The 25261-nt window shown below is 62.1% G+C and carries 22 protein-coding genes; 7 read left to right on the top strand and 15 right to left on the bottom strand.

Annotated features, from left to right (window positions below; genetic code table 11):
• Positions 1-59 precede the first annotated feature (59 nt).
• Genes dnaN through gyrB form a run of 3 tightly spaced genes read left to right on the top strand, consistent with a single transcriptional unit; the run spans position 60 to position 4677 of the window.
• Positions 60-1163, top strand: a complete 1104-nt coding sequence (dnaN, locus tag AB5Y95_RS11515; protein ID WP_005307138.1) for a DNA polymerase III subunit beta — start codon at positions 60-62, stop codon at positions 1161-1163.
• A 2-nt stretch (positions 1164-1165) separates the two neighbouring features.
• A complete protein-coding gene (gene recF, locus AB5Y95_RS11520; protein WP_368161099.1) occupies positions 1166-2269 on the top strand; it encodes a DNA replication/repair protein RecF in 1104 nt (367 codons plus the stop codon).
• Positions 2266-4677: a DNA topoisomerase (ATP-hydrolyzing) subunit B gene (gyrB, locus tag AB5Y95_RS11525; RefSeq protein WP_017766631.1), complete on the top strand. Its 2412-nt coding sequence runs from the start codon at positions 2266-2268 to the stop codon at positions 4675-4677. The genes recF and gyrB overlap by 4 nt, the downstream gene beginning before the upstream one ends.
• 68 nt (positions 4678-4745) lie before the next feature.
• Here the strand turns inward: gyrB and AB5Y95_RS11530 are convergent, their stop codons facing one another.
• The 5 genes from AB5Y95_RS11530 to AB5Y95_RS11550 all read right to left on the bottom strand — a co-directional run bounded on the left by AB5Y95_RS11530 (position 4746) and on the right by AB5Y95_RS11550 (position 8626).
• Complete coding sequence (locus AB5Y95_RS11530) at positions 4746-5510, bottom strand: N-acetyltransferase family protein (protein ID WP_368161102.1); 765 nt, start codon at positions 5508-5510, stop codon at positions 4746-4748.
• Positions 5511-5590: 80 nt separating this feature from the next.
• Entirely contained in the window at positions 5591-5968 is a 378-nt protein-coding gene (locus AB5Y95_RS11535) for a VOC family protein (protein ID WP_368161104.1), read from the bottom strand.
• 66 nt (positions 5969-6034) lie between these two features.
• Positions 6035-6739, bottom strand: a complete 705-nt coding sequence (locus AB5Y95_RS11540) for a helix-turn-helix transcriptional regulator (RefSeq protein WP_368161105.1) — start codon at positions 6737-6739, stop codon at positions 6035-6037.
• A 65-nt stretch (positions 6740-6804) separates the two neighbouring features.
• Positions 6805-7764, bottom strand: coding sequence for a helix-turn-helix domain-containing protein (locus AB5Y95_RS11545; protein WP_368161107.1), 960 nt, complete (start codon positions 7762-7764; stop codon positions 6805-6807).
• A 91-nt stretch (positions 7765-7855) separates the two neighbouring features.
• Positions 7856-8626 carry an MBL fold metallo-hydrolase gene (locus tag AB5Y95_RS11550; protein WP_139749258.1) on the bottom strand — a complete coding sequence of 257 codons (771 nt, stop codon included), beginning with the start codon at positions 8624-8626 and terminating at the stop codon, positions 7856-7858.
• 280 nt (positions 8627-8906) lie between these two features.
• Between AB5Y95_RS11550 and AB5Y95_RS11555 the strand changes: the two genes are divergently transcribed.
• Positions 8907-9320, top strand: coding sequence for an Hsp20 family protein (locus AB5Y95_RS11555; protein ID WP_010672291.1), 414 nt, complete (start codon positions 8907-8909; stop codon positions 9318-9320).
• Positions 9321-9412: 92 nt separating this feature from the next.
• Positions 9413-9853 carry an Hsp20 family protein gene (locus tag AB5Y95_RS11560; RefSeq protein WP_019446829.1) on the top strand — a complete coding sequence of 147 codons (441 nt, stop codon included), beginning with the start codon at positions 9413-9415 and terminating at the stop codon, positions 9851-9853.
• 73 nt (positions 9854-9926) lie between these two features.
• Here AB5Y95_RS11560 and AB5Y95_RS11565 read toward each other — a convergent pair whose 3' ends face one another.
• Positions 9927-11177, bottom strand: a complete 1251-nt coding sequence (locus tag AB5Y95_RS11565) for a valine--pyruvate transaminase (protein WP_368161110.1) — start codon at positions 11175-11177, stop codon at positions 9927-9929.
• A gap of 282 nt (positions 11178-11459) precedes the next feature.
• On the opposite strand from AB5Y95_RS11565, the gene AB5Y95_RS11570 reads away from it, so the two are divergent.
• A complete protein-coding gene (locus tag AB5Y95_RS11570; RefSeq protein ID WP_080630621.1) occupies positions 11460-11693 on the top strand; it encodes a hypothetical protein in 234 nt (77 codons plus the stop codon).
• On the opposite strand, the gene AB5Y95_RS11575 is transcribed toward AB5Y95_RS11570, so the two are convergent.
• The gene (locus AB5Y95_RS11575; protein ID WP_368161112.1) at positions 11623-12447 is read right to left on the bottom strand and encodes a helix-turn-helix transcriptional regulator; all 825 of its coding nucleotides are present in this window, start codon (positions 12445-12447) and stop codon (positions 11623-11625) included. The genes AB5Y95_RS11570 and AB5Y95_RS11575 overlap by 71 nt on opposite strands.
• Before the next feature lie 92 nt (positions 12448-12539).
• On the opposite strand from AB5Y95_RS11575, the gene AB5Y95_RS11580 reads away from it, so the two are divergent.
• Positions 12540-13667, top strand: a complete 1128-nt coding sequence (locus AB5Y95_RS11580; protein WP_368161114.1) for a multidrug effflux MFS transporter — start codon at positions 12540-12542, stop codon at positions 13665-13667.
• 4 nt (positions 13668-13671) lie between these two features.
• Here the strand turns inward: AB5Y95_RS11580 and AB5Y95_RS11585 are convergent, their stop codons facing one another.
• The 8 genes from AB5Y95_RS11585 to AB5Y95_RS11620 all read right to left on the bottom strand — a co-directional run bounded on the left by AB5Y95_RS11585 (position 13672) and on the right by AB5Y95_RS11620 (position 25153).
• Positions 13672-14355, bottom strand: a complete 684-nt coding sequence (locus tag AB5Y95_RS11585; RefSeq protein WP_005307112.1) for a response regulator — start codon at positions 14353-14355, stop codon at positions 13672-13674.
• A 38-nt stretch (positions 14356-14393) separates the two neighbouring features.
• Positions 14394-16982, bottom strand: a complete 2589-nt coding sequence (locus AB5Y95_RS11590; RefSeq protein ID WP_201892930.1) for a sensor histidine kinase KdpD — start codon at positions 16980-16982, stop codon at positions 14394-14396.
• A 102-nt stretch (positions 16983-17084) separates the two neighbouring features.
• Positions 17085-17612: a potassium-transporting ATPase subunit C gene (locus AB5Y95_RS11595; protein ID WP_017787852.1), complete on the bottom strand. Its 528-nt coding sequence runs from the start codon at positions 17610-17612 to the stop codon at positions 17085-17087.
• Between the two features lie 60 nt (positions 17613-17672).
• Positions 17673-19730 (bottom strand): potassium-transporting ATPase subunit KdpB, encoded by a 2058-nt coding sequence (kdpB, locus tag AB5Y95_RS11600; RefSeq protein WP_368161117.1) that lies wholly within the window; start codon positions 19728-19730, stop codon positions 17673-17675.
• Between the two features lie 55 nt (positions 19731-19785).
• Positions 19786-21480 (bottom strand): potassium-transporting ATPase subunit KdpA, encoded by a 1695-nt coding sequence (gene kdpA / locus AB5Y95_RS11605; RefSeq protein ID WP_368161119.1) that lies wholly within the window; start codon positions 21478-21480, stop codon positions 19786-19788.
• A 10-nt stretch (positions 21481-21490) separates the two neighbouring features.
• Positions 21491-21736: a hypothetical protein gene (locus tag AB5Y95_RS11610; protein ID WP_368161121.1), complete on the bottom strand. Its 246-nt coding sequence runs from the start codon at positions 21734-21736 to the stop codon at positions 21491-21493.
• A 23-nt stretch (positions 21737-21759) separates the two neighbouring features.
• Positions 21760-23109 (bottom strand): glutathione-disulfide reductase, encoded by a 1350-nt coding sequence (gene gorA / locus AB5Y95_RS11615; protein WP_368161123.1) that lies wholly within the window; start codon positions 23107-23109, stop codon positions 21760-21762.
• Positions 23110-23185: 76 nt separating this feature from the next.
• Positions 23186-25153, bottom strand: coding sequence for an ATP-binding protein (locus tag AB5Y95_RS11620; protein ID WP_368161125.1), 1968 nt, complete (start codon positions 25151-25153; stop codon positions 23186-23188).
• Positions 25154-25261 lie beyond the last annotated feature (108 nt).

Here is a 25261-nt window from a genome sequence, read left to right on the forward strand (position 1 = left end):
AGCTTGAACATGCCAACCTGATCCGAAACCTTTACTCCTAATCACAACGGAGAGCACAGATGCAGCTCGAAATTAGCCGTGAGGCCCTGTTACGTCCTCTGCAACTGGTGTCCGGTGCCCTGGGTGGCCGGCCGACCCTGCCGATCCTCGGCAACGTGCTGCTTGATGTCAGCAACGGTCTGCTGTCACTGACCGGTACCGACCTCGAAGTGGAGATGATCGGTCAGGTCTATCTCAACAGCGACAGTCAGGATGGCCGCACCACAGTACCGGCGCGCAAGCTGCTGGATATCTGTCGCGGTCTGCCGGAGGGGGCGGACATTCGTCTCAATACCGAAGGCGAGCGCCTGATCATCCGCTCCGGCCGCTCCCGCTTCAACCTGTCGACCCTGCCGGCCACCGAATACCCGAACATCGAGGATTGGGAATCCGTGCTCGAGTTCGACATCGGCCAGCTGGAGCTGAAAAAACTCATCGACGCGACCCAGTTCTCCATGGCGAGCCAGGACGTGCGCTATTACCTGAACGGCATGCTGTTCGAGAGCGAGGGGCACGGCCTGCGTACCGTGGCCACCGATGGTCACCGGCTGGCGACCTGCCGCCGCGAGGTGGTGAGCGAATCGCTGCCCGATCATCAGGTCATCCTGCCGCGTAAAGGCGTGCTGGAACTGGTGCGCCTGCTGGAAGCGGAAGACAAGCCGGTACGGCTGCAGATCGGCCGCAGCAACCTGCGCGCCGCCCTCGACGGTTTCATCTTCACCTCCAAGCTGGTGGATGGCCGTTTCCCGGACTGGCGCCGCGTCATTCCGCGCAACAGCGACAAGGCCCTGATCGCCGGCCGTGAGGATCTGCGCCAGGCCTTTGCCCGTGCCGCCATCCTCTCCAACGAGAAATTCCGTGGGGTGCGTCTCAATCTGCAGGAAAACCTGCTGCGCATCACCGCCAACAACCCGGAACAGGAAGAAGCCGAAGAGCTGCTTGACGTACAATACGAAGCCGGCGAGATGGAGATCGGTTTCAACGTCTCTTATGTGCTGGACGTGCTGAATACGTTAAAATGTGACCAAATCCGGATCAGCCTGAGCGATTCCATCAGCAGCGCCATTATTGAGGATTTTGACAGTCAGGATGCTCAGTACGTGGTAATGCCGATGCGGATCTAGTCGTGTCCCTGGTCAAACTCCAGCTCAGCGACTTTCGCAATATCCAGCAGGCCAGTCTCGCGCTGTCACCCGGCCTCAATATCCTGGTCGGGTGCAACGGCAGCGGCAAGACCAGCGTGCTGGAAGCCATTCACTACCTCGGTCTCGGTCGCTCCTTTCGCACTCACCTGACCGGGCGGGTCATCCGCCAGGGGGAGAGGGCGTTTACCCTGTTCGCCCAGTGCGAACTGGAGGGGTGCCAGGTGCCCATCGGCCTCGCCAAGGACAAGAGTGGCGAGACCCAGCTCAAGATTGCCGGTGCCCAGGCCCAGCGCCTGGCCGACCTGGCCGAGCTGCTGCCGGTGCAGCTGATCCACCCGGATGGCTTCAACCTGCTGACCGGCGGGCCCCAGGCTCGCCGAGCCTGGCTCGACTGGGGTGTTTTTCATCAGGAACCGACCTTCTTCTCCCTGTGGGGACGGGTACGGCGGCTGCTGAAACAGCGCAATGCACTGCTGCGCCAGAGCACCCAGTATCGCCAACTGGCGTTCTGGGATCAGGAGCTGGTGCGGTTGGGGGGAGAGCTGGCCGAGTTTCGCGCCAGTTATTGTCAGGCCATTACCCCCCTGATCAAGGAGATGACGGCGGACTTTTTGCCGGAATTCGACATCAGCCTTGGATTCTATCGAGGCTGGGAAAAAGATACCCCGCTCAATGAATTGCTGGAGGCGGGGTTTGAGCGGGATCGGACGCTGGGTTACACGGGCGTTGGTCCGCAGAAGGCCGATGTGCGCCTCAAGGCGAACGGCGTGCCCGCTCAGGATATTTTGTCCAGGGGTCAGCTGAAGTTGTTGGTCTGTGCCATGCGACTGGCCCAAGGGCTCTATTTGAATCAACATAGCAGCCGTGGCTGTATTTTTTTAATTGATGATTTTGCCTCTGAACTGGATGTCGACAAGCGCCGATTGCTGGCCGCAAGGCTGAAGCAGTGTGCGTCCCAGGTGTTCATTACCGCCATCGACACCGGTCAGCTCGCAGACATGATGGATGCGAATGACTGCAAGTTGTTCCACGTGGAACAAGGCAAGATCTCCGAAACGTTAGAGAAGGCAGAGAGTAAGCTATGAGTGAAAATACTTACGACTCCTCGAATATCAAGGTACTGAAGGGCCTGGATGCGGTCCGCAAGCGCCCGGGGATGTATATCGGCGATACAGATGATGGCTCGGGCCTGCACCACATGGTGTTCGAAGTGGTCGATAACTCCATTGACGAGGCGCTCGCTGGCTACTGCTCCGATATTCAGGTCAAAATCCACTCCGATGGTTCCGTCTCCGTCCGTGACAACGGCCGCGGCATTCCTGTCGACATTCACCCGGAAGAGGGTCGCTCCGCCGCAGAAGTCATCATGACCGTGCTGCACGCCGGCGGCAAATTCGATGACAACTCCTACAAGGTGTCCGGCGGTCTGCACGGCGTGGGCGTCTCCGTGGTGAACGCGCTCTCTGACAAGCTGTTGCTGACCATCCGTCGCAACGGTCACGTCTACGAGCAGACCTATCACCTGGGCGAGCCACAGGCTCCGCTCAAGCAGATCGGCGATGCCACCACCACCGGGACCGAAGTGCGTTTCTGGCCGAGCCCGACCATCTTCAGCGACACCCTGTTCCATTACGAGATCCTGGCCAAGCGCCTGCGCGAGCTCTCCTTCCTCAACTCCGGCGTTTCCATCCGTCTGATGGACGAGCGTGACGGCCGCGAGGCGCACTTCTGCTACGAAGGCGGCATCAAGGCGTTTGTCGAGTACCTGAACCAGAACAAGACCCCGATCCATCCGAAGGTGTTCCACTTCACCACCGAGCAGGACGGCATCGGCGTCGAAGTGGCGATGCAGTGGAACGACGCCTATCAGGAAGGGGTCTACTGCTTCACCAACAACATTCCGCAGCGTGATGGCGGCACCCACCTGGTGGGCTTCCGTACCGCGCTGACCCGTACCCTCAACTCCTACATGGACAAAGAGGACTACAGCAAGAAGGCCAAGTCTGCCGCCAGTGGCGACGACGTGCGTGAAGGTCTGATTGCCGTTATCTCCGTCAAGGTGCCTGACCCTAAGTTCTCCTCCCAGACCAAGGACAAGCTGGTCTCTTCCGAAGTGAAGACCGCCGTCGAACAGGCGATGGGCGAGAAGCTGGCCGACTTCCTGCTGGAAAACCCGGGCGATGCCAAGATCGTGGTCAACAAGATCATCGATGCGGCCCGTGCCCGTGAAGCGGCCCGCAAGGCCCGCGAACTGACCCGCCGCAAAGGCGCGCTGGATATCGCTGGTCTGCCCGGCAAGCTGGCCGACTGTCAGGAAAAAGACCCGGCGCTCTCCGAACTCTACATTGTGGAAGGGGACTCTGCTGGCGGTTCCGCCAAGCAGGGTCGCAACCGAAAGAACCAGGCCATCCTGCCGCTCAAGGGCAAGATCCTGAACGTGGAGAAAGCCCGTTTCGACAAGATGATCTCCTCCCAGGAGGTGGGCACCCTGATCACCGCACTGGGCTGCGGTATCGGTCGCGACGAGTACAACCCGGACAAGCTGCGCTATCACAACATCATCATCATGACCGATGCGGACGTCGATGGTGCGCACATCCGTACCCTGCTGCTGACCTTCTTCTATCGTCAGATGCCGGAAATCATCGAGCGTGGCTATGTCTACATCGCCCAGCCGCCGCTCTACAAGGTGAAGAAGGGCAAGCAGGAGCAGTACCTGAAAGACGAGGACGCGCTGCTGCAATATCAGACCGCCATGGCGCTGGATGGTGCAACCCTGCACGTCAACGAGTCTGCCCCGGCCATCGGTGGCGAGGCACTGGAGCGTCTGGTCAACCAGCATCGCGCCGTGACCCACCTCATCACCCGCATGTCCCGCCGTGCGCCAGAAGCCGTGCTGACCCAGCTGATCTATCAGCCGGAACTGAACGAAGCACTGCTGACCAGCGAGAGCGATCTGCAGGCCTGGTGCCAGAGCATGGAAGCCGTGCTCAACGAGAGCAACCACGGTATCCAGTACCAGATGCAGGTGCGCCGCGATGAAGAGCGCCGTCTGTTCGTGCCGCACGCCGTGGTACGTCAGCACGGTGTTGACCGCGAATACCCGATCAGCTACGACTTCCTGCAATCCTCCGAGTACCGTCAGCTGGTCTCGCTGGGCAAGGAGATCGCCAACCTGATCGAGGAAGGTGGTTACATCAAGCGTGGCGAGAAGGTGAAGCCGGTCGCCAGCTTCGTCGAAGCGGTCGAGTGGCTGATGGGCGAAGGCAAGCGCGGCATCTATATCCAGCGCTATAAAGGGTTGGGTGAGATGAACCCGGACCAGCTGTGGGAAACCACCATGGATCCGGAAGCCCGTCGCATGCTGCGCGTCACCATCGATGATGCCGTCGGTGCCGACCAGCTCTTCTCCACCCTGATGGGTGACGCAGTAGAGCCGCGTCGCGACTTTATTGAGACCAACGCCCTGCGCGTGGCCAACCTCGACGTTTAATCAGACTCGCTGATTGCATTAAAAAGCCGCTCACAAGAGCGGCTTTTTTACATCTGTAGTCTGCTTTATCAGAGCATTTTGCTCATGATGACCAGGTTGTGGGGTAGAACTTCACCATCGCTAGCCGTGCGATGACGCAACGCTGGCACTATGTGGTGGATGACCCTGAACCCCAGCTTGGTATAGAAAGGCTCGGCGGCCTGGGTACCGAGATTGACCTCATAGACCTTTTGCTGCTTCAGGTAATCCAGCACGGTATTGGCGAGCAGGGTGCCGGTTCCTGCGGCTTGCCCAGGTTGCACCACCACAGTGCCGATATAGGCGTATCGCCGATTGTCTGTGGAGTAGATAGACCCGGACATACCTCCCTGCAGTTCACCATTCTCATCGCGCAGCATCAAGACAAAGGTCGGCTGGATTTTGGGATCCTGCTCGTTGACGGCTTCGATGTAGAGGGTTTTGCCTGCTGGCTGAGAACCGCAATGCGCTCTAAATATTGCAGTGTGATCCGGGCCTGCGGGCATATGAACGGCTTCGTGCAGATAACCGCTTTGGGTGAGAGGGGAATAGAGCTCCTGATACGTGGTGAGTATCACCACCTCATTGATGAGGTGGCCCTGCTGCCGTTGTTCATCGATCAGCTGATCCAGATAATCGAGCGGAGTACCGAGAAAGCTGGCTTCCGAGTAGTGGACGATGACGTTGGGGTTGAAGCCAAACTCCTGCTCACGCAGTTGCAGCAGGGCAAAAAGAGCCAACTGCTTCTCGCTCAGTTCATCGGCTGTGCAGTTCTCTGGCTGATACAGCTTGAGTGGATTATGTCGAGTGGTCATTGTTTATCCATAAAATGATGCGCGCAGATGATAACACAGCCGATGGGATGGGCACGTTCCACGTGGAACATTGAACCGGATTACCCCAGCTCAGGTGCCGGGCAGTAGAGGCGTAGACGATGGCCATCCGGATCGAGGGCCATGCAGGTGTAGCCAAACTCCATCTTGGTCGGCGCCTGGATCAGGGTGAGCCCGCGCGCCAGCCACTCGGCAGACAGGCGATCGACGGCATCATCATCGGGGAGGGCAAAGGCCAGCTCTATCGCTCCGGCCATTTGGGTCACGGCAGGTTCGACCGTGGCGCTGGACCAGAGTGCCAGTCTGGCGCCCGATTCGAACACGAACATGGCAAAGGTAGGTGACTCCTCCACCGGTTCACGCCCGAACAACTCGCGGTAGAAGAGCGCGCTGCGGGTCGGATTGGTAACGTAGAGGATGGTGAACTGGGGGACTAACATGGTGATGCTCCTTGCTGATGAGATGGCGCATCGGCGCCGACCCCGTCAGCATGGCGCTGCCTGCTGTCAGTTTCTGTCAGCAATGAATCTGGGCTGCGGGATCTGCTGGCTGGCGCGCCACTCCTTGAGTAGCCGCTCCCGATTGCCCGGATAAGATTCCGCTTCCAGCCGCATCGCGCTGATCCTGTCCACCCGAAAGTGACGAAAGCCCTGGCGCAGCTCGCACCAGGCCACCAGTACCCGCACCTGATCGAAGTAGCCGAGGGCACAGGGCCAGACGGTGCGCTCCGAACTCTCCTCCTTGAGATCCCGATAGCTCAGGCTCACCTTGCGCTGCTGGCGGATGGCGCTGCGCAGGGGGGCTTCATCGGTGAGGCTGTCGCTGCGGGAGGTGCCGATCAGTAAGGCATTGGCATGCAGCTGTTGGCGGTAGTCGGCGGGCAGCACGGCCTCTATCTTGGCCAGCGCGCTGCTGGCGGCGGTACTGAGGGCATGGTCGGCATGGGCCGCTACCCAGCGTGAGCCCAGCACCAGCGCATCCAGCTCCTCCTCGCTGAACATCAGCGGCGGCAGCATGAAGCCGGGGCGAAGCACATAGCCGATGCCCGCTTCCCCCTCGATGTGGGCGCCCTGTGCCTGCAGGGTGGCGATATCCCGATAGAGGGTGCGCAGGCTGATGCCAAACTGGCTGGCCAGTTCCTCACCGGTGATGGCGTAGCGGTGGCCGCGCAGCAGCTGGAGCAGGGTCAGCAGGCGTTCGGAACGGGACATGGAATGACTCCTCGGGATCTCTGGTTAGCCTGCCATAGCGGAGTGAGCGGGTACAGCGGGCATCATCAGGAGTTATGGTCACGAAAAGATCGTCGCCACTCGCTGGGGGAGATGGCAAAGCGGGCGCGGAAGTGGTTGCGCAGGGAGGTGGCACTCTTGAAGCCAACCAGCTCGGCAATGCGGTCGATGGAATGGCCGCTCACTTCCAGCAACTCCTGACTGCGCCTGAGCCGTTCCGCCAGCAGCCATTCACCCACCGAGAGACCGGTTGCCTGATGAAAACGGCGGGTAAAGGTGCGTCTGCTCATCAGGGTGTGATCTGCCAGAGAGTCCAGGGTGTGAGGCTCGGCCAGATGGGCACGCAGGTGATCGAGCAACTGGTTCATCCGGACATCGCGGGTGGAGGCGGGCACCGGCTGCTCGATAAACTGGGCCTGCCCCCCTTCCCGGTGAGGTGGGATCACCAGCCGCCGCGCCACCTTGTTGGCGATGGCCGAGCCATGGTACTGGCGCACCAGATAGAGGCAGCAGTCCAGCCCGGCGGCAGTGCCTGCCGAGGTGACCAGCCCATCATCATCGACATAGAGGGCGTTGGTATCGAGTTGCACGCAGGGAAAGCGGCGGCAGAAATCCTGTTCGTACTCCCAGTGGGTCGATGCCTTGCGACCATTGAGCAGCCCGGCGTAGGCGAGCACATAGGTGCCGAGGCAGAGCCCGACCAGCCGGGCACCTCTGGCTCTGGCGGCAATCAGGGCATCGAGCAGCTGTGCTGGTGGCCGTGCTGCCGGGTCGTGCCAGAAGGGGATGACGATGATCTCCGCCTCGGCCAGCACCTCCAGCCCATGGGGAGCCTGAATGGTGAAGCCTTGCGCCGAGTGTGAATGAGGGTTGCCATCGCCGCAGCAGATCTTGAGCTCGAACAGCGGCTGGTCCGGCAGGATATCGCCGAAGATGAGGCAGGGGACGGCGCAGTGAAAAGGGCTGAAGTGATCGAAGGTCACCACGGCAACGATCGGGGTGGTCATGGTGTTGGCTCCTCTCTGCGCGCAGACCACTCATCATAAGCGTTCGGCAGTGAAAGCCGAAGGGCCATGTCTGGCATGGCCCTCTTGTGGATCACAGTGATATCGCCTCGCCATCTTGCGGCACCCGTACCCGATCCATCATGCCCCGTTTCGCCAGATAGTCGCGCAGCTCTAGGCGTGACAGCACGGCGTGATTGACCGCCTCCATATGGCTGGCGATCAGCGTGGCTTGCGGTGCAGCCTGATAAACGGCGGCGACATCCTCCTTGCCCATGATGATGGAACCGAGCCCGGGCACCTGTGCATCGCCACAGTTGAGGATGATGACCTCGGGCTGATGCTGTTGCAGGGCTTGCTCGACCCAGGGATGCCAGATGGTATCACCGGCCAGATAGAGGCACTGTTCATCGGGGTGGGAGAAGACCACGCCGCACACCTCTCCCATGCGCTCGCCCAGTACCGCCATCAACTGGTCGCTGCCGTGCTGGCCACCGGTCCGCTGCAGGCGAATACCGGCAAACTCGGGCTGGTCGCTCAGCAGGCGCACATCCTCAAAGCCACTGGCACGAATGGCATCGGCATCTTTCTGATGTTGCACCAAGAGCGGCAGATGCTTGGGGATCCGGGCTCTGGCGGCATCATCCCAGTGGTCGGGATGGTCGTGGGTGACGATAACGGCGTCCACATCGACCAGCTCATCGATCGGTAGCGGCAGCTCGACCAGCGGATTGCGCAGCTGGCTGTTGGCAGTGCCTTCAAAGCCGGGGAAGGCCCCCTTGGCAGAGAGCATGGGGTCGATCAGAAAGCGGGTGCCGGCATAGTCGAGCAGCAAGGTGGCGTTGCGAACCTGGGTAATCTTCATGGGATGGCTCCATGTTGGCTGGTGGATATGCAACCAATTATGGGAGACGGAGTGAGTTGCCATCAGTGGCCTACGGGTCGATTATCATCACTATCGGGCCAACAGGTTGATGTTCTACAGGTCTGCGCGGCCATTTAAAAAATTTGAAAAAATCCCCTTGAAAGGAAAAAGTGAGCCCCTATATAGGTAACAAGGCCGGAACGCTCGACAGAGGTTTCGACCAGGCACCCGTCCATCAGGAGGGTAAACAATCGGTTATCGCTCAAAAGAGGATAATACTATGCGTTCTATCGACTTTTCTCCGCTCTATCGTTCTGCCATCGGTTTCGATCGTCTGGCCACTCTCATCGAATCTGCCGCCAGCAATGGCAATGCCGGATATCCCCCCTACAACATCGAGCAGCTGGGTGACAGCGACTACCGCATCAGCATGGCGGTGGCGGGCTTTACCCAGGAAGAGCTGGAGCTGAGCTTCCAGGAGAATCTGCTGACGGTGAAGGGCAGCAAGCAGGCCGACACCGAGCGCAACTACCTCTACCAAGGCATTGCCGAACGCGGCTTCGAGCGTCGCTTCCAGCTGGCCGACTACGTGCGGGTGAAGGGGGCCGACCTCAAGAACGGTCTGCTGCACATCGACCTGGTGCGCGAAGTGCCCGAGGCGATGAAGCCCCGCAAGATCGAGATCAACGGCTGACAGCCTGACCTCGTTGCATTGCTGAAGTTTCCCGGGTGCCGATGGCGGGCCCGTGGAGAGTAAACCCTGTTGCTTTATAGAAGGATAGGATCATGCGTAACCTCGATTTTTCTCATCTCTATTCCAATGCCGTCGGCTTCGAGCGGATGGCCCGTGAGCTGGAAGGCCTGTTCGATCAGAAGACCTCGGCCTACCCCCCGTACAACATCGAAAAGCGCGATCACGACAGCTACCTCATCACTGTTGCCGTGGCCGGTTTCGAACGCAATGAGCTGGAGCTGGAGACCGAAAACGGCACCCTCAAGGTGAAGGGGCGCAAGGTCGCCACCATGGGTGAGCGCCAGTTCCTCCATCAGGGGATCGCCGAGCGGGACTTCGAGCTCGCCTTCAAGCTGAGCCAGCATGTAGAGGTGCAGGGAGCCAAGCTGGAGCATGGCCTGCTGACCATAGAGCTGGCCCGCGAGCTGCCGGAGGCGCTCAAGCCCCGCGCCATCCCCATCGGCAAACCCGAGCAGCTGGCGCTGCCCGGCTAAACAGTACCGCTGACCAGCTGATAGAAGAGAGGCCTGCATTGCAGGCCTCTCTGTTTTTGTATCGCCGGGCGGATTAGCCGGCGTAGAGGGTGTTGATCTCGTCGGCCAGGATGGCGATGCCGCGGCGTACCAGCTCCTCGCTCTGGGAGTAGTTGAGGCGGATGCACTCCTGACTGTGACGCCACTCCGGGTCGTCAATGCCGGGGAAGAAGTAATGGCCCGGTACGATCAGCAGGTTCTTCGCCTTCAGTCGCTCGTACAGCTCCTGACAGTGGATCGGCAAGCCTTCGAACCAGAGCCAGAGGAAGAGGGCGCCTTCCGGCTTGTGGATGTGGAAGCGCGGATCGGGGATCGCCTCGCGCAGCAGTTGCACCGCCAACTCCGCCTTCTGCCGATAGAAGGGTTTCACCACCTGTTCGCTGAGGGCGATGATCTCGCCACTCTCGATCATCGGAATGGTGATGGCAGGGCCCAGACTGCCCGGTGCCAGATTGATGATGCCGCTCAGGTTGGTGATGGCCTGAATGATCTTCTCGTCGGCGATGACGATGCCGCAGCGGGTGCCCGGCAACCCCAGCTTGGAGAGGCTCATGCAGAGGATGGTGTTGGCGTTCCAGAACGGCTTGGCCTCGCTGAAGATAATGCCAGGGAAGGGGACGCCATAGGCATTGTCGATCAGTAGCGGAATGCCCTTGTCGCGGGCGATCTGATCGAGGTGCTCGATCTCTTCATCGGTCAGCACGTTGCCGGTCGGGTTAGTGGGGCGGGAGACGCAGATCACCCCGATGTCATCACCCACCTGCAGGCTCTCGAAGTCCACGTGGTACTTGAACTGGCCGTTGGGCAGTTTCTCGATGGTGGGCTTGTAGGCCACGAAGTAGTCGTCCGCCAGAGCCGAGTCAGCATAACCGATGTACTCGGGGGCGAGCGGGAACAGTACCTTCTTCTTGCGGCCATCGGCAAATTCGCCCGCCAGCAGGTTGAACAGATAGAAGAAGGCGTTCTGGCTGCCGTTGGTCAGGGCGATGTTGCGGGCGGAGATCTCCCAGCCCAGCTCCTTGCTGAGCAGGGCCGCCAGCGCCTTGGTGAACCTGTCCTTGCCCTGGGGGCCATCGTAGTTGGCCATCGCCTTCACCAGCTCGCCGTTGTCGAGCAGGCTCTTGGCCTCGGCCTGAAAGCGTTCCAGCATGGCGGGGATGGGGGCTGGGTTGCCACCACCCAGCATGATGGCGTCCGGATTGGTCAGCCCCTGATTAAGGTCATCCATGAGTTGGGTAATACCGGCATGGCGAGTGAACTTCTCGCCGAACAAGGAAAATTCCATTCGGTGACAGATCCAGAGTCAGTTACGGGGGAGCTAGCACCATAGCTCAGTTTAAAAGCGGGTGTCGATCAAAAAAATGGGACGTTCCACGTGGAACAGCAGGCAAAATCTAGTGTGGTGAAAATAACCACTTGTTGGTTCAATCCTGACTACAGGATGTTTTCCAACTGGCGCCATTTATTATCTAAAAACAATTAATTTAAATAAAATCATGTTGTTATAGATGTGGCACGACAATTGGAATAGTTATCTGGTCATCTCAACCACACCGGAGCACACCAGATGAAAATCCTGATCGCAACCTTGATTGCCAGCAGCCTGAGCCTGAACGTCATGGCCGACGAATACCCCAGACCCGAACTGGACAGCGTCAAGCTGGAGCAGGAAATATTGGCCCAGCAGCAGCAGGCCTCCCATGCCGTGGTGGAGGAGGCGATCCACAACCTCAAGCCGCTGGCGCTGGATACCCTGGTGGTGGAGGCGAGCTCGGCCGATGCGACTCACCCCGAGAGTTGAGATAGCGCAAGGGGGTCTGCCCCGTATGTTGCCTGAAGAAGGCGATGAAGGCGCTGTCGCTGGCGAACTCCAGCGCAGCCGCCACCCGACTGATGGGCTCGGCTTCTGCCAGCAGCTCCAGCGCCCGCAGCAGTCGCCACTGCTGACGCCAGGCCTGGTAGCTCATGCCGGTCTCCCGCATGAAGATGCGGCCTATGGTCTTGTCACTGGCACTCACCCGTTCGGCCAGCCGGTTGAGCCGATCGGGCAGGGCGTCACCCTGCTTCACCTCCTGCAGCCAGCCGGCCAGACGCACGTCTGACGGCAGCGGCAACTGCCAGGATTCCCGCGGCGCTTGCGCCAGCTCCTCTTTCAATAATGCCAGCGTGCAGGTCTGCTCTGTCTCCGGCTTGTCCCACGGCCAGAGCGCCATCCGTTCGATGATCTCCCGCAGCAGCGGGTTGACCGCCAGCACCGCCATCTCGGCTGGCAAGCCGGGCTCCGGCTGGAAGTAGAGGGAGCGATAGGCCACCACCCCGCGCATCAGCACCCGATGGGGCAGACCCGCCGGCAACCAGGCGGCCCGCGTCGGCGGCAGCAGGCAGACCTGATCGTCCAGCTCTATGGTCATGCAGCCGGCCTGGGCGAACAGCAGCTGATGGCGCCTGTGCTGGTGGCGGCCAGAGTCGTGCCAGCCGAGGGCGGCGGCGATACCGATGGCACTGCCGTCGTGCTGGTCAGGATCAAAAGGGTGATCGGGAAGAATAAAGGCCATGTGTCCGATTATTGATGTTTATAGTCTTGCTTATTGTAATCGGACAATTGGCGTCACTCTAGAATGACGGCCTCTAGTGAAGGAGGTTTGTCATGAACAACAAGTTGCCACCGCTCTGGCTGGTGGTCGGGCTGATGATGTTTCCCCAGATAGTGGAGACCATCTACAGCCCGGTACTGACCCATATCGCCACTGAGTTTCGGGTGAGTGAGGGGCAGGCATCCCAGACCCTGTCGGTCTATTTTCTGGCGTTTGCGGCGGGCGTGGTTTGCTGGGGTCGGTTGTGCGATCTCATCGGTCGGCGCCCAGCCATGCTGGCGGGGTTGCTGACCTATGGCGCCGGCACCCTGCTGGCGTTGCTGGCCACTCAATTTGAAACCCTGCTGCTGGCCCGGGTCATTGCGGCCTTCGGTGCCGCCGTGGGCTCAGTAGTGACCCAGACCATGCTGCGCGACAGCTATCAGGGCAGCGATCTGGCGCGGGTCTTCTCGGTGATGGGCATAGCGCTCTCCCTCAGCCCAGTGCTGGGGCTGGTGAGCGGCGGCCTGCTGGCCGATGGTTTTGGTTATCTCGGGGTATTTGGCGCCCTGCTGGCACTGGCAATCGGCTTGTTGCTGATTGCCTGCCGGCAGTTGCCGGAAACCCGGCCGATCACCACCCAGCGAGTGGCACTCTGGCCGCTGGTATGCCGGATGGTGCGTGATAGCGGCTTGTGGCGCAGCGCAGCTCTGGTGGCGCTGTTCAACACCATGCTGTTCGGCTACTACAGTCTGGCGCCGTTTCTGTTTGCCGGGCTGGGGTTGAGCGCGGGCGAGTTTGGTTACTCCGGTGTCGTGCTGGCACTGTCGACCCTGGGGGGGAGTCTGGTCAACAAGCGTCTGTTGGGACTTGGCTGGTCGCCTGCCTCGCTGATCCGGCTTGCCGCCTTGTTGGCACTGGGCTCGGGTTGGCTGGTGTGGGCCAGCCAGGCGTCGCTCTGGTTTCTGCTGCCCATGACGGGAGTGGTAGTGGCATTCGGGCTGGCGATCCCCAATGTGCTGAGCCAGGCGCTGCTGGCCTATCGAGAGGTGGCGGGCAGTGCTGGCGCCCTGTTCGGGCTCGGTTACTACCTGCTGCTCAGCCTGGGGTTGGCGGTTGCAGCCAGCTTGCAGGATCTCGGTCTGCTGCTCGGTGGCTGCGGTCTGTTGGCCCTGTGTTGTTGCTGGCGTCGTTCCACGTGAAACATCAGCTGCCGATAAAGCGGTAGCCGATGCCGGATTCGGTCTCGATAAGGGCGGGGTCTTGAGGGTTATCCCCCAGCTTCTTGCGCAGGCTGGCGATGACGATGCGCAGGTAGTGGGTGTCCTCCTTGTGGCTCGGCCCCCAGATGTCGTTGAGCAGCTGGGTCTGCAGCACCAGCTTGCCGGGGTGGCACACCAGCGCCTGCAGCAGGGCGAACTCCTTGCGGGAAAGGGCCACCTCTTCCTCCCCCAGGGTGACCCTGTGGCTGCTGCTGTCCAGGGTCAGCCCGCATTGGGGGAAGTGGCGGCACTCACCGCTGCTGACCCCGGCCCGCTGGCGCAGCAGCACCCGGATACGGGCCATCATTTCACCGACGCCGAACGGCTTGCTCATGTAGTCATTGGCTCCGGCATCCAGCAGGCGCACCTTCTCCTGCTCCGAGTCCCGCGCCGACAGCACCAGTACCGGATGCTGATGGTGCTCGCGAATGGCCTGCAACACCTGAAGACCATCCCCATCCGGCAGGCCCAGATCCAGGATCACCAGGTCGGGGTTGAGGTGGCGATACTGCGCTAGCCCCTCGTTGACGCCAACGGCCTCGCTGACCTGATGACCTTCGGCGATCAGGCTGATCCGCAAAAAACGGCGGATGGCCGCCTCGTCGTCGATGACCAGTATGTGAGCCATTCAACCTCCAGCTCGCTGATGAAAAAGGGCGGCGACCATCAGGCCGCCGGAGCATTGAGGGCCAGCGGCAGGGAGATGCGCATGCAGGTACCGTTGCCGTTGGGGCCGGAAAAGGCCCAGATGCGGCCCCCATGGACCTCTATCATAGCGCGGGAAATGGCGAGGCCAAGCCCGGTACCGCGGCTGCCGCAATCACCGACCGGCTGGGTGTAGAAGAGGTTGAAGATCTTGTCCCGGTCAGACTCGGCGATGCCGACCCCGATATCTATGATGTCGATGATGAGGTCGGGGTCCGCCAGCATCACCTTGAACTCGATGGGGGTGCCGGCCGGCGAGTAGCGGGAGGCGTTGTCGAGGATATTGACCAGCACCTGCTCGATCAGGGCGCCGTGCACATAGAGACGGGGTATCTGCTGATCGAAGTGCACCAGCAGCTTGTGCTGGCGCCAGGAGGAGTCGAGCCGGCGGCGGGCATTCTCCACCAGATCCGCCAGATCGACCCAGTCCCGTTTCAGCTGGAAGTCAGGTGAGCCGATGCGGGTCATGTCCAGCAGGTTCTGCACATAGCTGTGCAGGCGGCGCGCCTCCTCCTGCACCGAGTGCAACAGCTCGCTGCGGTCTTCGCTGCTGATCCGGTCACCATATTCCAGCAGGGTGCTGCCGGCACCTATGATGGTGGCGAGCGGTGTCTTCAAATCGTGGGAGACAGAAGAGAGCAGGGCGGCGCGCATCCGGTCGGTCTCTGCCTGCAGCTGGCTGTCGGCCAGCCGCTCGTTGAGGTCGATCCGGGCCAGGGCGGCGCGGATATCGGTGAGCAGCGCCTGCAGCTGATGCTCGGCCGAGGAGGCGAGCGGATTGGCCAGCAGTATGCCCAGCACCAGGTCATCGCTGAGGTGATGGTACTGGGCCTCGGCCGCGTTGAGGGTGGCGGTGTGGGCGCCGGCGCTCTGTTTCTGGGCCAGACACCAGTCGATGGCCGCCTTGTCGGTCTGTCCCGGTTTGTGCTCGGTCGAGCCGGCCCAGTACTGGTAGTGCCGATCGAGGGCAAACACCGGCTGACCCAGTGCCAGCGAGATGGCCTGGCTCCCTTGCCTGAGCACCTCGACCGGGCTGCTGGCGGTGGCCAGCCCCTGGCTCAGGGAGAGCAGGGCGTTGCCCAGCTGCTGGGTCTCGCGCAGGCCGACCAGCTGCTGGCGCTGACGGGAGGCGAGCCGTCCGGCCGTGATGCCGACGATGAGCAGCACGAACAGGGTGAGCAGGTCGCTGTGGCTGGCCACGCTGAGGGAGAAGTAGGGGACGGTGAACAGCAGGTTGTGGCCGACGAAGCCCAGCACGGCGGCCAGGATGGCGGGCACCAGGCTGGTGGTGAGCGCGGTGGCCAGTACCCCCAGCACGAACAGCATGGGCAGGGAGGCGGGCGGCAGCCAGTGGGATAGCCCCCAGACGGCGGCCGAGGTGGTCCCCATGATGACCACCGCCAGCAGGCTCTGGCGAATGTCCTTGGGGTGAAGCGGTTGCCAGTTCAGGCCGGGTTTGCGCTTCTCTGTGTCCACCAGGGTGATCTCGAGCCCCTGTGCCTGCCTGAGCAGATGCTGCACCAGCGAGCGGCGCCACGGCGCCTTGTGGGGCTTGCCCAGCAGCAGTTGCGACACCTGCTGCTGTTCGGCCGTCTCCAGCAGGGCATCGGCCACCGCCGGGCTGGAGAGGGTCAGCACCTTGGCACCCAGCTGGGAGGCGAGCGCCAGCGCCTGCTCCTGCTCGGCGGAACGCTGCCCCTTGCTGTCGACGTGCACCACCAGCCAGGGCAGCTGGCGGCGCTGGGCGAAGCGGTGGCCGTAGCGCACCAGGGCGGCGCCGTGCTCGTCGCCGAGGCAGACCATCAGCTTGCCTCTCAGCGGCAGTGTGGTCTTGCCGGCGGCCTGCCACTGCAGTTGCAGATCCCCCTCCACGTGGCTGGCGGCGGTCTGCATCGCCAGCTCCCGCAGGGCGGTCAGGTTGTTGAGGGAGAAGAAGGACTGCAGGGCGGCCTTGGCCTGGTGGGGCACATAGACCTTGCCCTCCTTGAGGCGGCCGAGCAGCTCCTTGGGGGGGAGGTCGATCAGCACCAGGCTGTCGGCTTCCAGCAGCACCTGATCGGGCAGGGTCTCCTTGACCCTTACCCCGGTCAGCTGCCACACCAGATCATTGAGGCTCTCCAGGTGCTGCACGTTGAGGGTGGTGTAGACGTCGATACCGGCGCCGAGCAGCTCCTCCACATCCTGCCAGCGCTTCTCGTGGCGGCTGCCAGGGGCGTTGCTGTGGGCCAGCTCGTCCACCACGGCGATGGCGGGTTTGCGGGTCAGCAGGCCGTCCAGATCCATCTCCTCCAACCGCTGCTGGCGGTGCAGGTGCAGCTTGCGCGGCTGGATGGCGAGCTTGTCGAGCAGGGCCAGGGTCTCCTGGCGGCCGTGGGTCTCCACCACCCCGATCAGGATGTCGACCCCCTCTTTGGCCTGTTCCCGCACCGCCTGCAGCATGGCGTAGGTCTTGCCCACGCCGGGGGCGGCGCCGAGAAACACCTTCAGCTTGCCCCTGTGCTCCTGTTCCAGGCTCGCCAGCAGGGCGTCCGCCCTCACTTCATCACGCATCCCCGCGCTCCCGTTGCATCGGCCGAACCGCGGCCGTGACCTCATTGCTCATGCTTGTCCCCGTTGTCGAAAGGGAGCCTTCCCGAACGGCAAGGAGCGCCCTCAGGCGCCCTTTTGATGATCGAGTTGCAGGTTCAACTGGAGAATGTTGACCACCTGCGGGCCAAGGATACCAGCTTGTGCCGCCGACTTGACCTGCTCCGTCAGCCGAACGGGATCCAGCCCCCGTTGCCCGGCGACCCGATCCACCTGAGCCAGCACCGCATCGAGCGGCAGATGGGGATCGAGGCCGGAGGCGGAGCGGGTCAGCAGGGCGGGGACCCTGGCTTCCGGCTGCGCCCTGGCTGCCGCTGCGGCAAACTCGGCCCGCAGCGGCGAGCTCATCCCCAGGTTGCTGGCGCCGCCACCTATGGTGGCGAAGTCGCTGGCGGAGGGGCGGGAGTGGAAGTAGTCGGCCCGCTCGAACTTCTGGGCCAGCAGGGCGCTGCCGACCACCTGCTGCTTGTCGTTGGTGAGCTGGCTGCCGTTGGCCTGCCAGGGGAAAACAAGCTGGGCCAGCCCGGTGACGGCCAGCGGATAAGCCACTCCCAGCAGCAGGGTCAGGGTCAGCAGGGTTCTGATTGCTATCATGATTCTCTTGCTCCAAATACGTTGGTTGGATGCGGGTCTGCCCCGCATCCGGTAATGCCGTTACACCAGCCCCAGGCCGGTGATAACCAGGTCGATCAACTTGATACCGATGAAGGGCACTATCAGACCGCCAACGCCGTAGAGCAGCAGGTTGCGACGCAGCAGGCTGGCCGCCGTGCCCTGCAGGCTGACCCCGCGCAGGGCCAGCGGCACCAGCGCCACTATGGTCAGGGCGTTGAAGATGATGGCCGACAGGATGGCGCTCTCGGGGCTGCCCAGCTGCATCAGGTTCAGCGCCCCCAGCTGTGGATAGGCGGCGATGAACAGGGCCGGCAGAATGGCGAAGTACTTGGCCACGTCGTTGGCGATGGAGAAGGTGGTCAGGGCGCCACGGGTTACCAGCAGCTGCTTGCCCACCAGCACCACGTCCAGCAACTTGGTGGGGTTGGAGTCGAGATCCACCAGGTTGCCCGCCTCCTTGGCGGCCTGGGTGCCCTCGTTCATGGCCAGCCCCACGTCGGCCTGGGCCAGTGCCGGTGCGTCGTTGGCGCCGTCCCCGCACATGGCCACCAGCCGGCCGTCGGCCTGCTCCTGGCGGATGTAGGCCAGCTTCTTCTCCGGTGTCGCCTCGGCGATGAAGTCGTCCACCCCGGCCTCGGCGGCGATGGCTGCGGCGGTCAGCGGGTTGTCACCGGTGATCATCACGGTGCGGATCCCCATGTGGCGCAGGATCTGGAAGCGAGCCTTGATGCCCGGCTTGATGATGTCCTTGAGGAACACCACCCCCAGCAGCTTCTCGTGGGTGCAGACCAGCAGCGGTGTGCCGCCCTGGCGAGCTATGCTGTCGACCGACTTGAGGATGGGCTCGGGCACCGCCTTGCGATCGAGGGAGAGGTAGCGCAGCACGGCGTCCACTGCTCCCTTGCGATATTGATGACCGTTGCGGTCCAGCCCGCTCAGCCGGGTCTCGGCGCTGAAGGGGATGAGGATATCGCTCTCCAGCTGGCTCGGTCTGGTGTGGCTCTTGCCAGCCAGGGTCAGGATGGACTTGCCCTCCGGCGTGTTGTCACCGAGCGAGGCCAGCATGGCGGCCTGGGCCAGCAGGGCCGGATCGATACCGGGGGCCGGGATCAGCTCGTCCGCCATCCGGTTGCCGAAGGTGATGGTGCCGGTCTTGTCCAGCAGCAGGGTGCGCACGTCGCCGGCAGCCTCCACCGCCCGGCCCGACTTGGCGATGACGTTGAGCTTCACCAGCCGGTCCATGCCGGCGATGCCGATGGCGGAGAGCAGACCGCCGATGGTGGTCGGGATCAGGGTGATGAACAGGGCCAGCAGGTAGAGCCGGGGCACCTGGGTGCCGTTGTAGTCGAGGAACCAGGGCAGGGTGGCCACCACCAGCAGGAAGATCAGGGTCAGCCCCACCAGCAGGGCGTCCAGCGCCATCTCGTTGGGGGTCTTCTGGCGCTTGGCCCCTTCCACCAGCGCAATCATGCGATCCAGGGTGCTTTCACCCGGATTGTTGCTGATGCGCACCCAGATCTCGTCGGAGACGACGGTAGTGTTGCCGGTCACGCCGCTGCGATCGGTGCCCGACTCGCGGATGACGGGGGCGGATTCACCCGTGATGGCGGCCTCGTTGACCGAGGCGATGCCGGCGACCACTTCGCCGTCGGCGGGGATCATCTCGCCGCTGCGCACCAGCACCAGATCGCCCTTGCGCAGGCTGGTGGCCGGCACCCATTCCCCCTTGTCATCCTGCGGATGGGTGACCCGACGCGCCCTGAGCTGGCTCATGCCCGCCTTCAGGCTGTCAGCCCGCGCCTTGCCGCGCCCCTCGGCCAGGGTCTCGGCGAAGTTGGCAAACCAGAGGGTGAGCCAGAGCCAGGCGGTCAGCTGCCAGGCCAGCGAAGGGGCAACGCCGGAGACAGGTTGTCCCAGCAGGGATTCCACGCTGGCCATCACGGCCGCCAGCCAGAGGGTGAACAGGATGGGGCTGCCGAGCAGCGCCCTGGGGTTGAAGCGATAGAGGGCTTCCACCATGGCCTGCATGATCTGTGATTTCTGTTTCTTGCCCTTCACCTTGAGGGTGTCGGTGCTCATTGAAGCGGACTTGCTCATTGGAAAGCTCCCAGCATCGAATAGTTGACCACGGCGATCAGTGAGGTGTGCAGCATCAGAAGGCACCTCCCAGCAGGCTCAGGTGTTCCGCCACCGGACCCAGCGCCAGCACCGGCAGGAAGGAGAGGCCCCCCATCAGCAGCACGGTGACGATCAGCAGGGTTATGAAGAGCGGGCCGCTGACGGGGAAGTCCCCTTCGCTTCGCTCCTGGCGCGGGGCGCGGGCCAGCTGGCCGGCGATGGCCAGCACCGGAATGATGTAGCCGAAGCGGCCGAGCAGCATGGCCAGCCCGATGGCGATGCACTGCCAGCTGTCGGCGGCGGCCAGGCCGGCGAAGGCGGAGCCGTTGTTGCCGGCGGCCGAGGCGTAGGCATAGATCAGTCGGGACAGGCCGTGGGGGCCGTCGTGACCGATGACGGTGGCGGAGTCCGGCATCAGCAGGGTAATGCCGCCGATCACCAATACCCCGACCGGCATCACCAGCATGCTGGCGACCACCCATTTCATCTCGGTGATGCCGAGCCGCTTGCCCAGATAGGTCGGGGTACGCCCCACCATCAGGCCGCACAGGAACACGGTCAGCAACACGAACAGCATCATGCCGTAGATGCCGGAGCCGACCCCGCCGAAGATGACCTCGCCGAGCAGCATGTTGATCATGCCGACCATGCCGCCGAGAGGTGTGAAGCTGTCGTGCATGGCGTTGACCGAGCCGTTGGAGGCGCTGGTGGTCGCCACTTCCCAGATGCTGGAGAGCAGGGGGCCGAAGCGGCTCTCCTTGCCTTCCCAGTTTCCTGCCATGCTGCTGGCGTCAGTGGTGAGCTGGGCGAGGGCTGGGTCCGGTTTCAGCTCCTGGGTGATGGAGACGAAGAGCCCGATCACCATCATCAGGGTCATGGCGACAAGGATGGCGCGGCTGTGGGCCAGGTCCTTCACGTAGCGACCCAGGGTGCAGACCATGGCGGCGGCCAGCGTCAGCAGGGCGACCATCTCCAGCCAGTTGGAGAGGGCGGTCGGGTTCTCGAACGGATGGGCCGAGTTGACGCCGAAGAAGCCACCGCCGTTGGAACCGAGCTGCTTGATGGCGATCTGTGAGGCCGCCGGGCCGAGCGGCAACAGCTGCTCCTGGCCTTCCAGCGCGTGGAACGGCAGGTAGGCCGACAGGCTCTGGGGTACCCCCTGCCAGACCAGCAGCAGCGCCAGGATCAGCGCCATCGGCAGCAGCACGTAGAGACAGAAGCGCACCAGATCCTGCCAGAAGTTGCCGAGGTGGGTGGTCTGCTGGCGGGCGATGCCGCGGAACAGGGCGATGGCGACGGCGGCGCCGGTGGCGGCCGAGACGAAGTTCTGGGTGGTCAGCCCCACCATCTGGCTGAAGTAGGAGAGGCTGGCCTCGCCGGAGTAGGCCTGCCAGTTGGTATTGGTCATGAAGCTGACCGCGGTGTTGAAGGCGAGTTGCCAGTTCAGCCCGGGCAGCTGTTGCGGGTTGAGGGGCAGCAGCCCCTGAGCCATCAGGATCAGAAACAGCAGGCCAAAGCCGGCGCCATTGAAGGCCAGCAGGCTGAGGGCGTAGGACTTCCAGTCCTGCTCGCGCCCGTCCGTGCCGCAGCAGGCCAGGGTGGCGCGCTCGACGGGAGCCAGCCAGCGACTCTTGCCCTCAAATACCCGATACAGGTAGTTGCCAAGCAGAGGCGCCGGCAGCAGCACCAGCAGTACGAACGCGACGGGATAGATGATCTCTTGCCACATATCCGGTTCCTCACTCATGGGTGCGCGCGAGGGCGCGCAGCAGATAGCCCGCGAGGGCGAGGACCAGCAGCAGATATAGCCAATTCATATCGACTCCATTGGTGTAATTGACGACCAAATGGTAGGAATAACCGGCGTAAAGGCGCCATAAAGCCGGATTTGGCAGGCGTAAAATCGGCGTAAAAAAGCAGGTGTGGGCGCGATTTGGGGGAGGGGAAAGATCGAAAAACCCGGCCTGAGCCGGGTTTGGTAGCAAGTCGCTGAGACCTTGAGATGCGGTTAGCGCATTGTCACAAACTCTTCCGCGCTGGTGGGGTGAATGGCAACGCAGTTGTCGAAGTCCGCCTTGGTGGCACCCATCTTCATGGCGACGCCGAAGCCCTGCAGGATTTCGTCCATGGCGAAGCCGATGCCGTGCAGGCCGACCACCTTCTCCTCGGGGCCGACACAGACCAGCTTCATCCGGGTGGGCTGGCGATGCTGGGTCAGCGCCGAGTACATGGCGGTGAACTGGCTGCGGTAGACCTTGACCTGATCTTCACCGTATTCGGCGACGGCTTCCGGCTCGGTCAGCCCTATGGTGCCGATGGGTGGGTGGCTGAATACCACGGTCGGCACCAGATCGTAGTTGAGGTGCTCATTGGGCTTGTTGTTGAACAGCCGCTCGGAGAGACGGCGGCCCGCCGCGACGGCTACCGGGGTGAGCTGGATGCGGCCGGTGTTGTCACCGACGGCATAGAGGTTGGCGATGGTGGTATTCTGGAACTTGTCGGTGGGGATAAAGCCCTTCTCGTCGAGCGTGATACCGGTGGCGGCCAGGTTGAGGTTGTCGGTGGCTGGGACGCGGCCGATGGCCCAGATCAGGCAGTCGACGGTGAGGTGGCGACCATCTTCCAGCTGCAGAGTCAGGCTCTCATCGGCGTTCTTGACCACGGCTTTCGGAATGGCGTGGGTGTGCAGCTTGGGTCCTTCCTGCGCCATGATTTCCACCAGAGTCTCGTGGATCATGGGATCGAAGTTGCGCAGCGGCGCGTGCTTGCGCACCACCAGGTGGGTTTCGGAGCCGAGCGCCTGCATCACGCCGGCGATCTCCACCGCGATATAACCGGCACCCACCACCGCAACCCGCTTGGGCTGTTCTTGCAACTCGAAGAAACCGTCGGAGTCGATGCCCAGCTCGGCACCCGGAATGGCCGGCACTTCGGGGCGACCGCCGGTGGCGATCAGTATGTGATCGGCGCTGTACTGCTCGCCGTTCACCTCGATGGTGTTGCTGCTGACGAAGCGGGCGAAGCCCTTGATGACAGTGATCTGGTTCTTGCCCAGCACGTTCTGGTAGGACTGATGAATGCGGCCGATATAGGCCTGGCGGGACTCGACCAGCTTGGCCCAGCTGAAGTGGTTGAGAGTGGTGTCGAAGCCGTAGTCGGCGCCATATTTCAGGGCATCGGCGATCTGGCCGGCATACCACATGGCCTTCTTCGGCACGCAGCCGACGTTGACGCAGGTTCCACCCAACTCTTTGGCTTCAATCAGGGCAACTTTCTTACCGTACATGGCAGCCCGGTTGGCCGAGGCGATGCCGCCGCTGCCGCCGCCGATGGCGATATAGTCAAAATGCTGTGCCATTGCGAGGTTCTCCGCTCATTAAGAATGCAATCACAGCATGATGGGGATAAAGCGGCTGGCTCACAAGAGCCAGCACTCAGTTATGTTGGATCGGCAGGCGAATATGGAACTGGGCGCCTTGCTCCGGTTCGCTGATGCAGTTGATGCGACCACGCAGCAGCTGCACCACCAGGTTGTAGATGATGTGGGTGCCGAGCCCGCTGCCGCCCTGACCCCGCTTGGAGGTGACAAAGGGATCGAAGATGCGCGGCAAGATTTCGGGCGGGATGCCGCGGCCGTTGTCGCTGTAGTCGATCAGCAGCTCTTCACCCTGTTGCTCTACCTTGATGGTGATCTTCTTGGGTTTGTCCCAGTTGTCGAAACCGTGGTTGATGGAGTTGAGGATCAGGTTCGAATAGATCTGGGTGAAGCTGCCGGGGAAGGAGAAGATCGACAGCTTGGGATCGCACTGGATATCCACCTCGCACTGGGCCTTCTTCAGCTTGTGACCGAGGGAGACCACCACCTGATGCAGGTTGTCGGCGAGGCTGAAGTTGTAGCGTGCCTCGGACGACTGGTCCACCGCCACCTGCTTGAAGCTGGCGATGAGCTCGGAGGCGCGGCGCAGGTTGCCCTGCAGCAGCTGCATGGATTCATCCAGATTGACGGTGAATTCGGTGAGATAGGAGCGCGACAGCTGCTTGGATTCGATGTGTTGCTTGAAGTCAGCCACCCGCTCCTGCAGGTAGGAGGAGGCGGTCACGCTGATGCCGATGGGGGTGTTGATCTCGTGGGCCACGCCGGCCACTAGGGAACCGAGGGAAGCCATCTTCTCCGACTCCACCAGGGTCTGCTGGGCCTGTTTCAGATCGTCGTAGGCCTTGCCCAGCTGGTCGTTGGCATCGCTCAGGCTGCGGGTACGCTCCACCACCTTGCCCTCCAGCTGTTCGTTGAGCTGGATGATCTCCCGCTCCACCTTCTTCAGGCGGGTGATGTCGTAGCCGAAGCCGATCAGGTATTTGAGGTTGGGCCCTTCATAGAAGGGGGCGAAGGTCCACTGCAGCACCAGCTCGTGGCCCTGCTGGTCATGCATCATGACTTCTTTGTCTTCGATGGAGCCGTGATCGGCCAGGGTGGCCGCCAGCTGGTCGCGCTGCTCCTTGCTGACGAACAGATCCAGCCAGTTGTGCTGCAGTATCTCCTGCTGGTGGTAGCCGGTCAGCAGTATGGCCGCCGGGTTGATGCTGGCGATGTTGAGGTCCGGCTCCATGCAGCAGATGACCATGTTGGCTGAGTTGATCAGGGTGGCGGAGAAGTCCCGCTCCTGCTGCAGCTGTTCGGCGGCCTGATGGCGCGCCGCAAATTCGTCGAGCAGCCGGGTGCGCATCTGGTTGAGGGTGGCGACCAGGGTGTCGAGCTCGTCGGGTTTCTTGCGGGGCAGTGTGCGCCCCTCCAGAGTCAGCTCGTTGGTGAGCCGGTCCAGATTCAACTTCTGGGCGTAGTGGGCGATGCGGTTGAGGTGACGCACCACCAGGTAATAAATGATGATCAGGATGCAAAACGAGACCACCAGGGTCTTGATGGTCTGGCTGACCATGATGAGCACGGATTTTTCGATGAGGCGCTGGTAGATCTGCTCCAGCGAAGCGGCGACGAACAGCTTGCCCACCACCTCGCCCTGATAGGTGAGGTTGAACTCGCGGGAGATGTCGTAACTTTCCCGCTCCACCCCCTGGGTCAGCAGCGGCACTTCCGAGTTGCCGAGCATCTCTTTCACCATCACGAACTGCATGTTGGGCAGGTTCATGATGCCCTCGATCTGCACCTTCACCTGCTCTTCATCCAGGTTCCACAGGCTGGCGGCGATGGGCTGCAGGAAGGAGGCCTCGATCTGGCCGATGCTGTCCTCGATGACGGCCACGTCCTTGCGGTAATCCCAGGCAAGCTGCAACACCGTAATGATCATCGCCAATACGGTACTGCACACCAGAATGTAGGAGAGCAGGCGGTATGAGAGTCCGTTACGGCCGACGGCCCTAGCGGTCTTGGAGAAGAGTCCTGACATGGCGTCCTTGCGGTCTGGATATATTGCCATTTAGTTTAACTGCTTCATGCACTTATGTCGTGTTTCGTTCGCGTGATAAAAACAAGGCCCCGAAACGGGGCCTTGTTG

Origin of the sequence: Aeromonas sp. R5-3, assembly GCF_040908225.1 — a bacterium.
GTDB lineage: Bacteria > Pseudomonadota > Gammaproteobacteria > Enterobacterales > Aeromonadaceae > Aeromonas > Aeromonas dhakensis.

Bases quoted from the DNA above. Each gene is read 5' to 3' on its own strand.
- AB5Y95_RS11595 (WP_017787852.1), bottom strand. From the start codon at position 17,612: ATGATAGCAATCAGAACCCTGCTGACCCTGACCCTGCTGCTGGGAGTG.
- AB5Y95_RS11560 (WP_019446829.1), top strand. From the start codon at position 9,413: ATGCGTAACCTCGATTTTTCTCATCTCTATTCCAATGCCGTCGGCTTC.
- AB5Y95_RS11530 (WP_368161102.1), bottom strand. From the start codon at position 5,510: ATGACCACTCGACATAATCCACTCAAGCTGTATCAGCCAGAGAACTGC.
- gyrB (WP_017766631.1), top strand. From the start codon at position 2,266: ATGAGTGAAAATACTTACGACTCCTCGAATATCAAGGTACTGAAGGGC.
- dnaN (WP_005307138.1), top strand. From the start codon at position 60: ATGCAGCTCGAAATTAGCCGTGAGGCCCTGTTACGTCCTCTGCAACTG.
- AB5Y95_RS11570 (WP_080630621.1), top strand. From the start codon at position 11,460: ATGAAAATCCTGATCGCAACCTTGATTGCCAGCAGCCTGAGCCTGAAC.
- AB5Y95_RS11585 (WP_005307112.1), bottom strand. From the start codon at position 14,355: ATGGCTCACATACTGGTCATCGACGACGAGGCGGCCATCCGCCGTTTT.
- AB5Y95_RS11590 (WP_201892930.1), bottom strand. From the start codon at position 16,982: ATGCGTGATGAAGTGAGGGCGGACGCCCTGCTGGCGAGCCTGGAACAG.
- gorA (WP_368161123.1), bottom strand. From the start codon at position 23,109: ATGGCACAGCATTTTGACTATATCGCCATCGGCGGCGGCAGCGGCGGC.
- AB5Y95_RS11575 (WP_368161112.1), bottom strand. From the start codon at position 12,447: ATGGCCTTTATTCTTCCCGATCACCCTTTTGATCCTGACCAGCACGAC.
- AB5Y95_RS11565 (WP_368161110.1), bottom strand. From the start codon at position 11,177: ATGGAATTTTCCTTGTTCGGCGAGAAGTTCACTCGCCATGCCGGTATT.
- AB5Y95_RS11550 (WP_139749258.1), bottom strand. From the start codon at position 8,626: ATGAAGATTACCCAGGTTCGCAACGCCACCTTGCTGCTCGACTATGCC.
- AB5Y95_RS11580 (WP_368161114.1), top strand. From the start codon at position 12,540: ATGAACAACAAGTTGCCACCGCTCTGGCTGGTGGTCGGGCTGATGATG.
- AB5Y95_RS11540 (WP_368161105.1), bottom strand. From the start codon at position 6,739: ATGTCCCGTTCCGAACGCCTGCTGACCCTGCTCCAGCTGCTGCGCGGC.
- kdpB (WP_368161117.1), bottom strand. From the start codon at position 19,730: ATGAGCAAGTCCGCTTCAATGAGCACCGACACCCTCAAGGTGAAGGGC.
- kdpA (WP_368161119.1), bottom strand. From the start codon at position 21,480: ATGTGGCAAGAGATCATCTATCCCGTCGCGTTCGTACTGCTGGTGCTG.
- AB5Y95_RS11535 (WP_368161104.1), bottom strand. From the start codon at position 5,968: ATGTTAGTCCCCCAGTTCACCATCCTCTACGTTACCAATCCGACCCGC.
- AB5Y95_RS11545 (WP_368161107.1), bottom strand. From the start codon at position 7,764: ATGACCACCCCGATCGTTGCCGTGGTGACCTTCGATCACTTCAGCCCT.
- AB5Y95_RS11620 (WP_368161125.1), bottom strand. From the start codon at position 25,153: ATGTCAGGACTCTTCTCCAAGACCGCTAGGGCCGTCGGCCGTAACGGA.
- AB5Y95_RS11555 (WP_010672291.1), top strand. From the start codon at position 8,907: ATGCGTTCTATCGACTTTTCTCCGCTCTATCGTTCTGCCATCGGTTTC.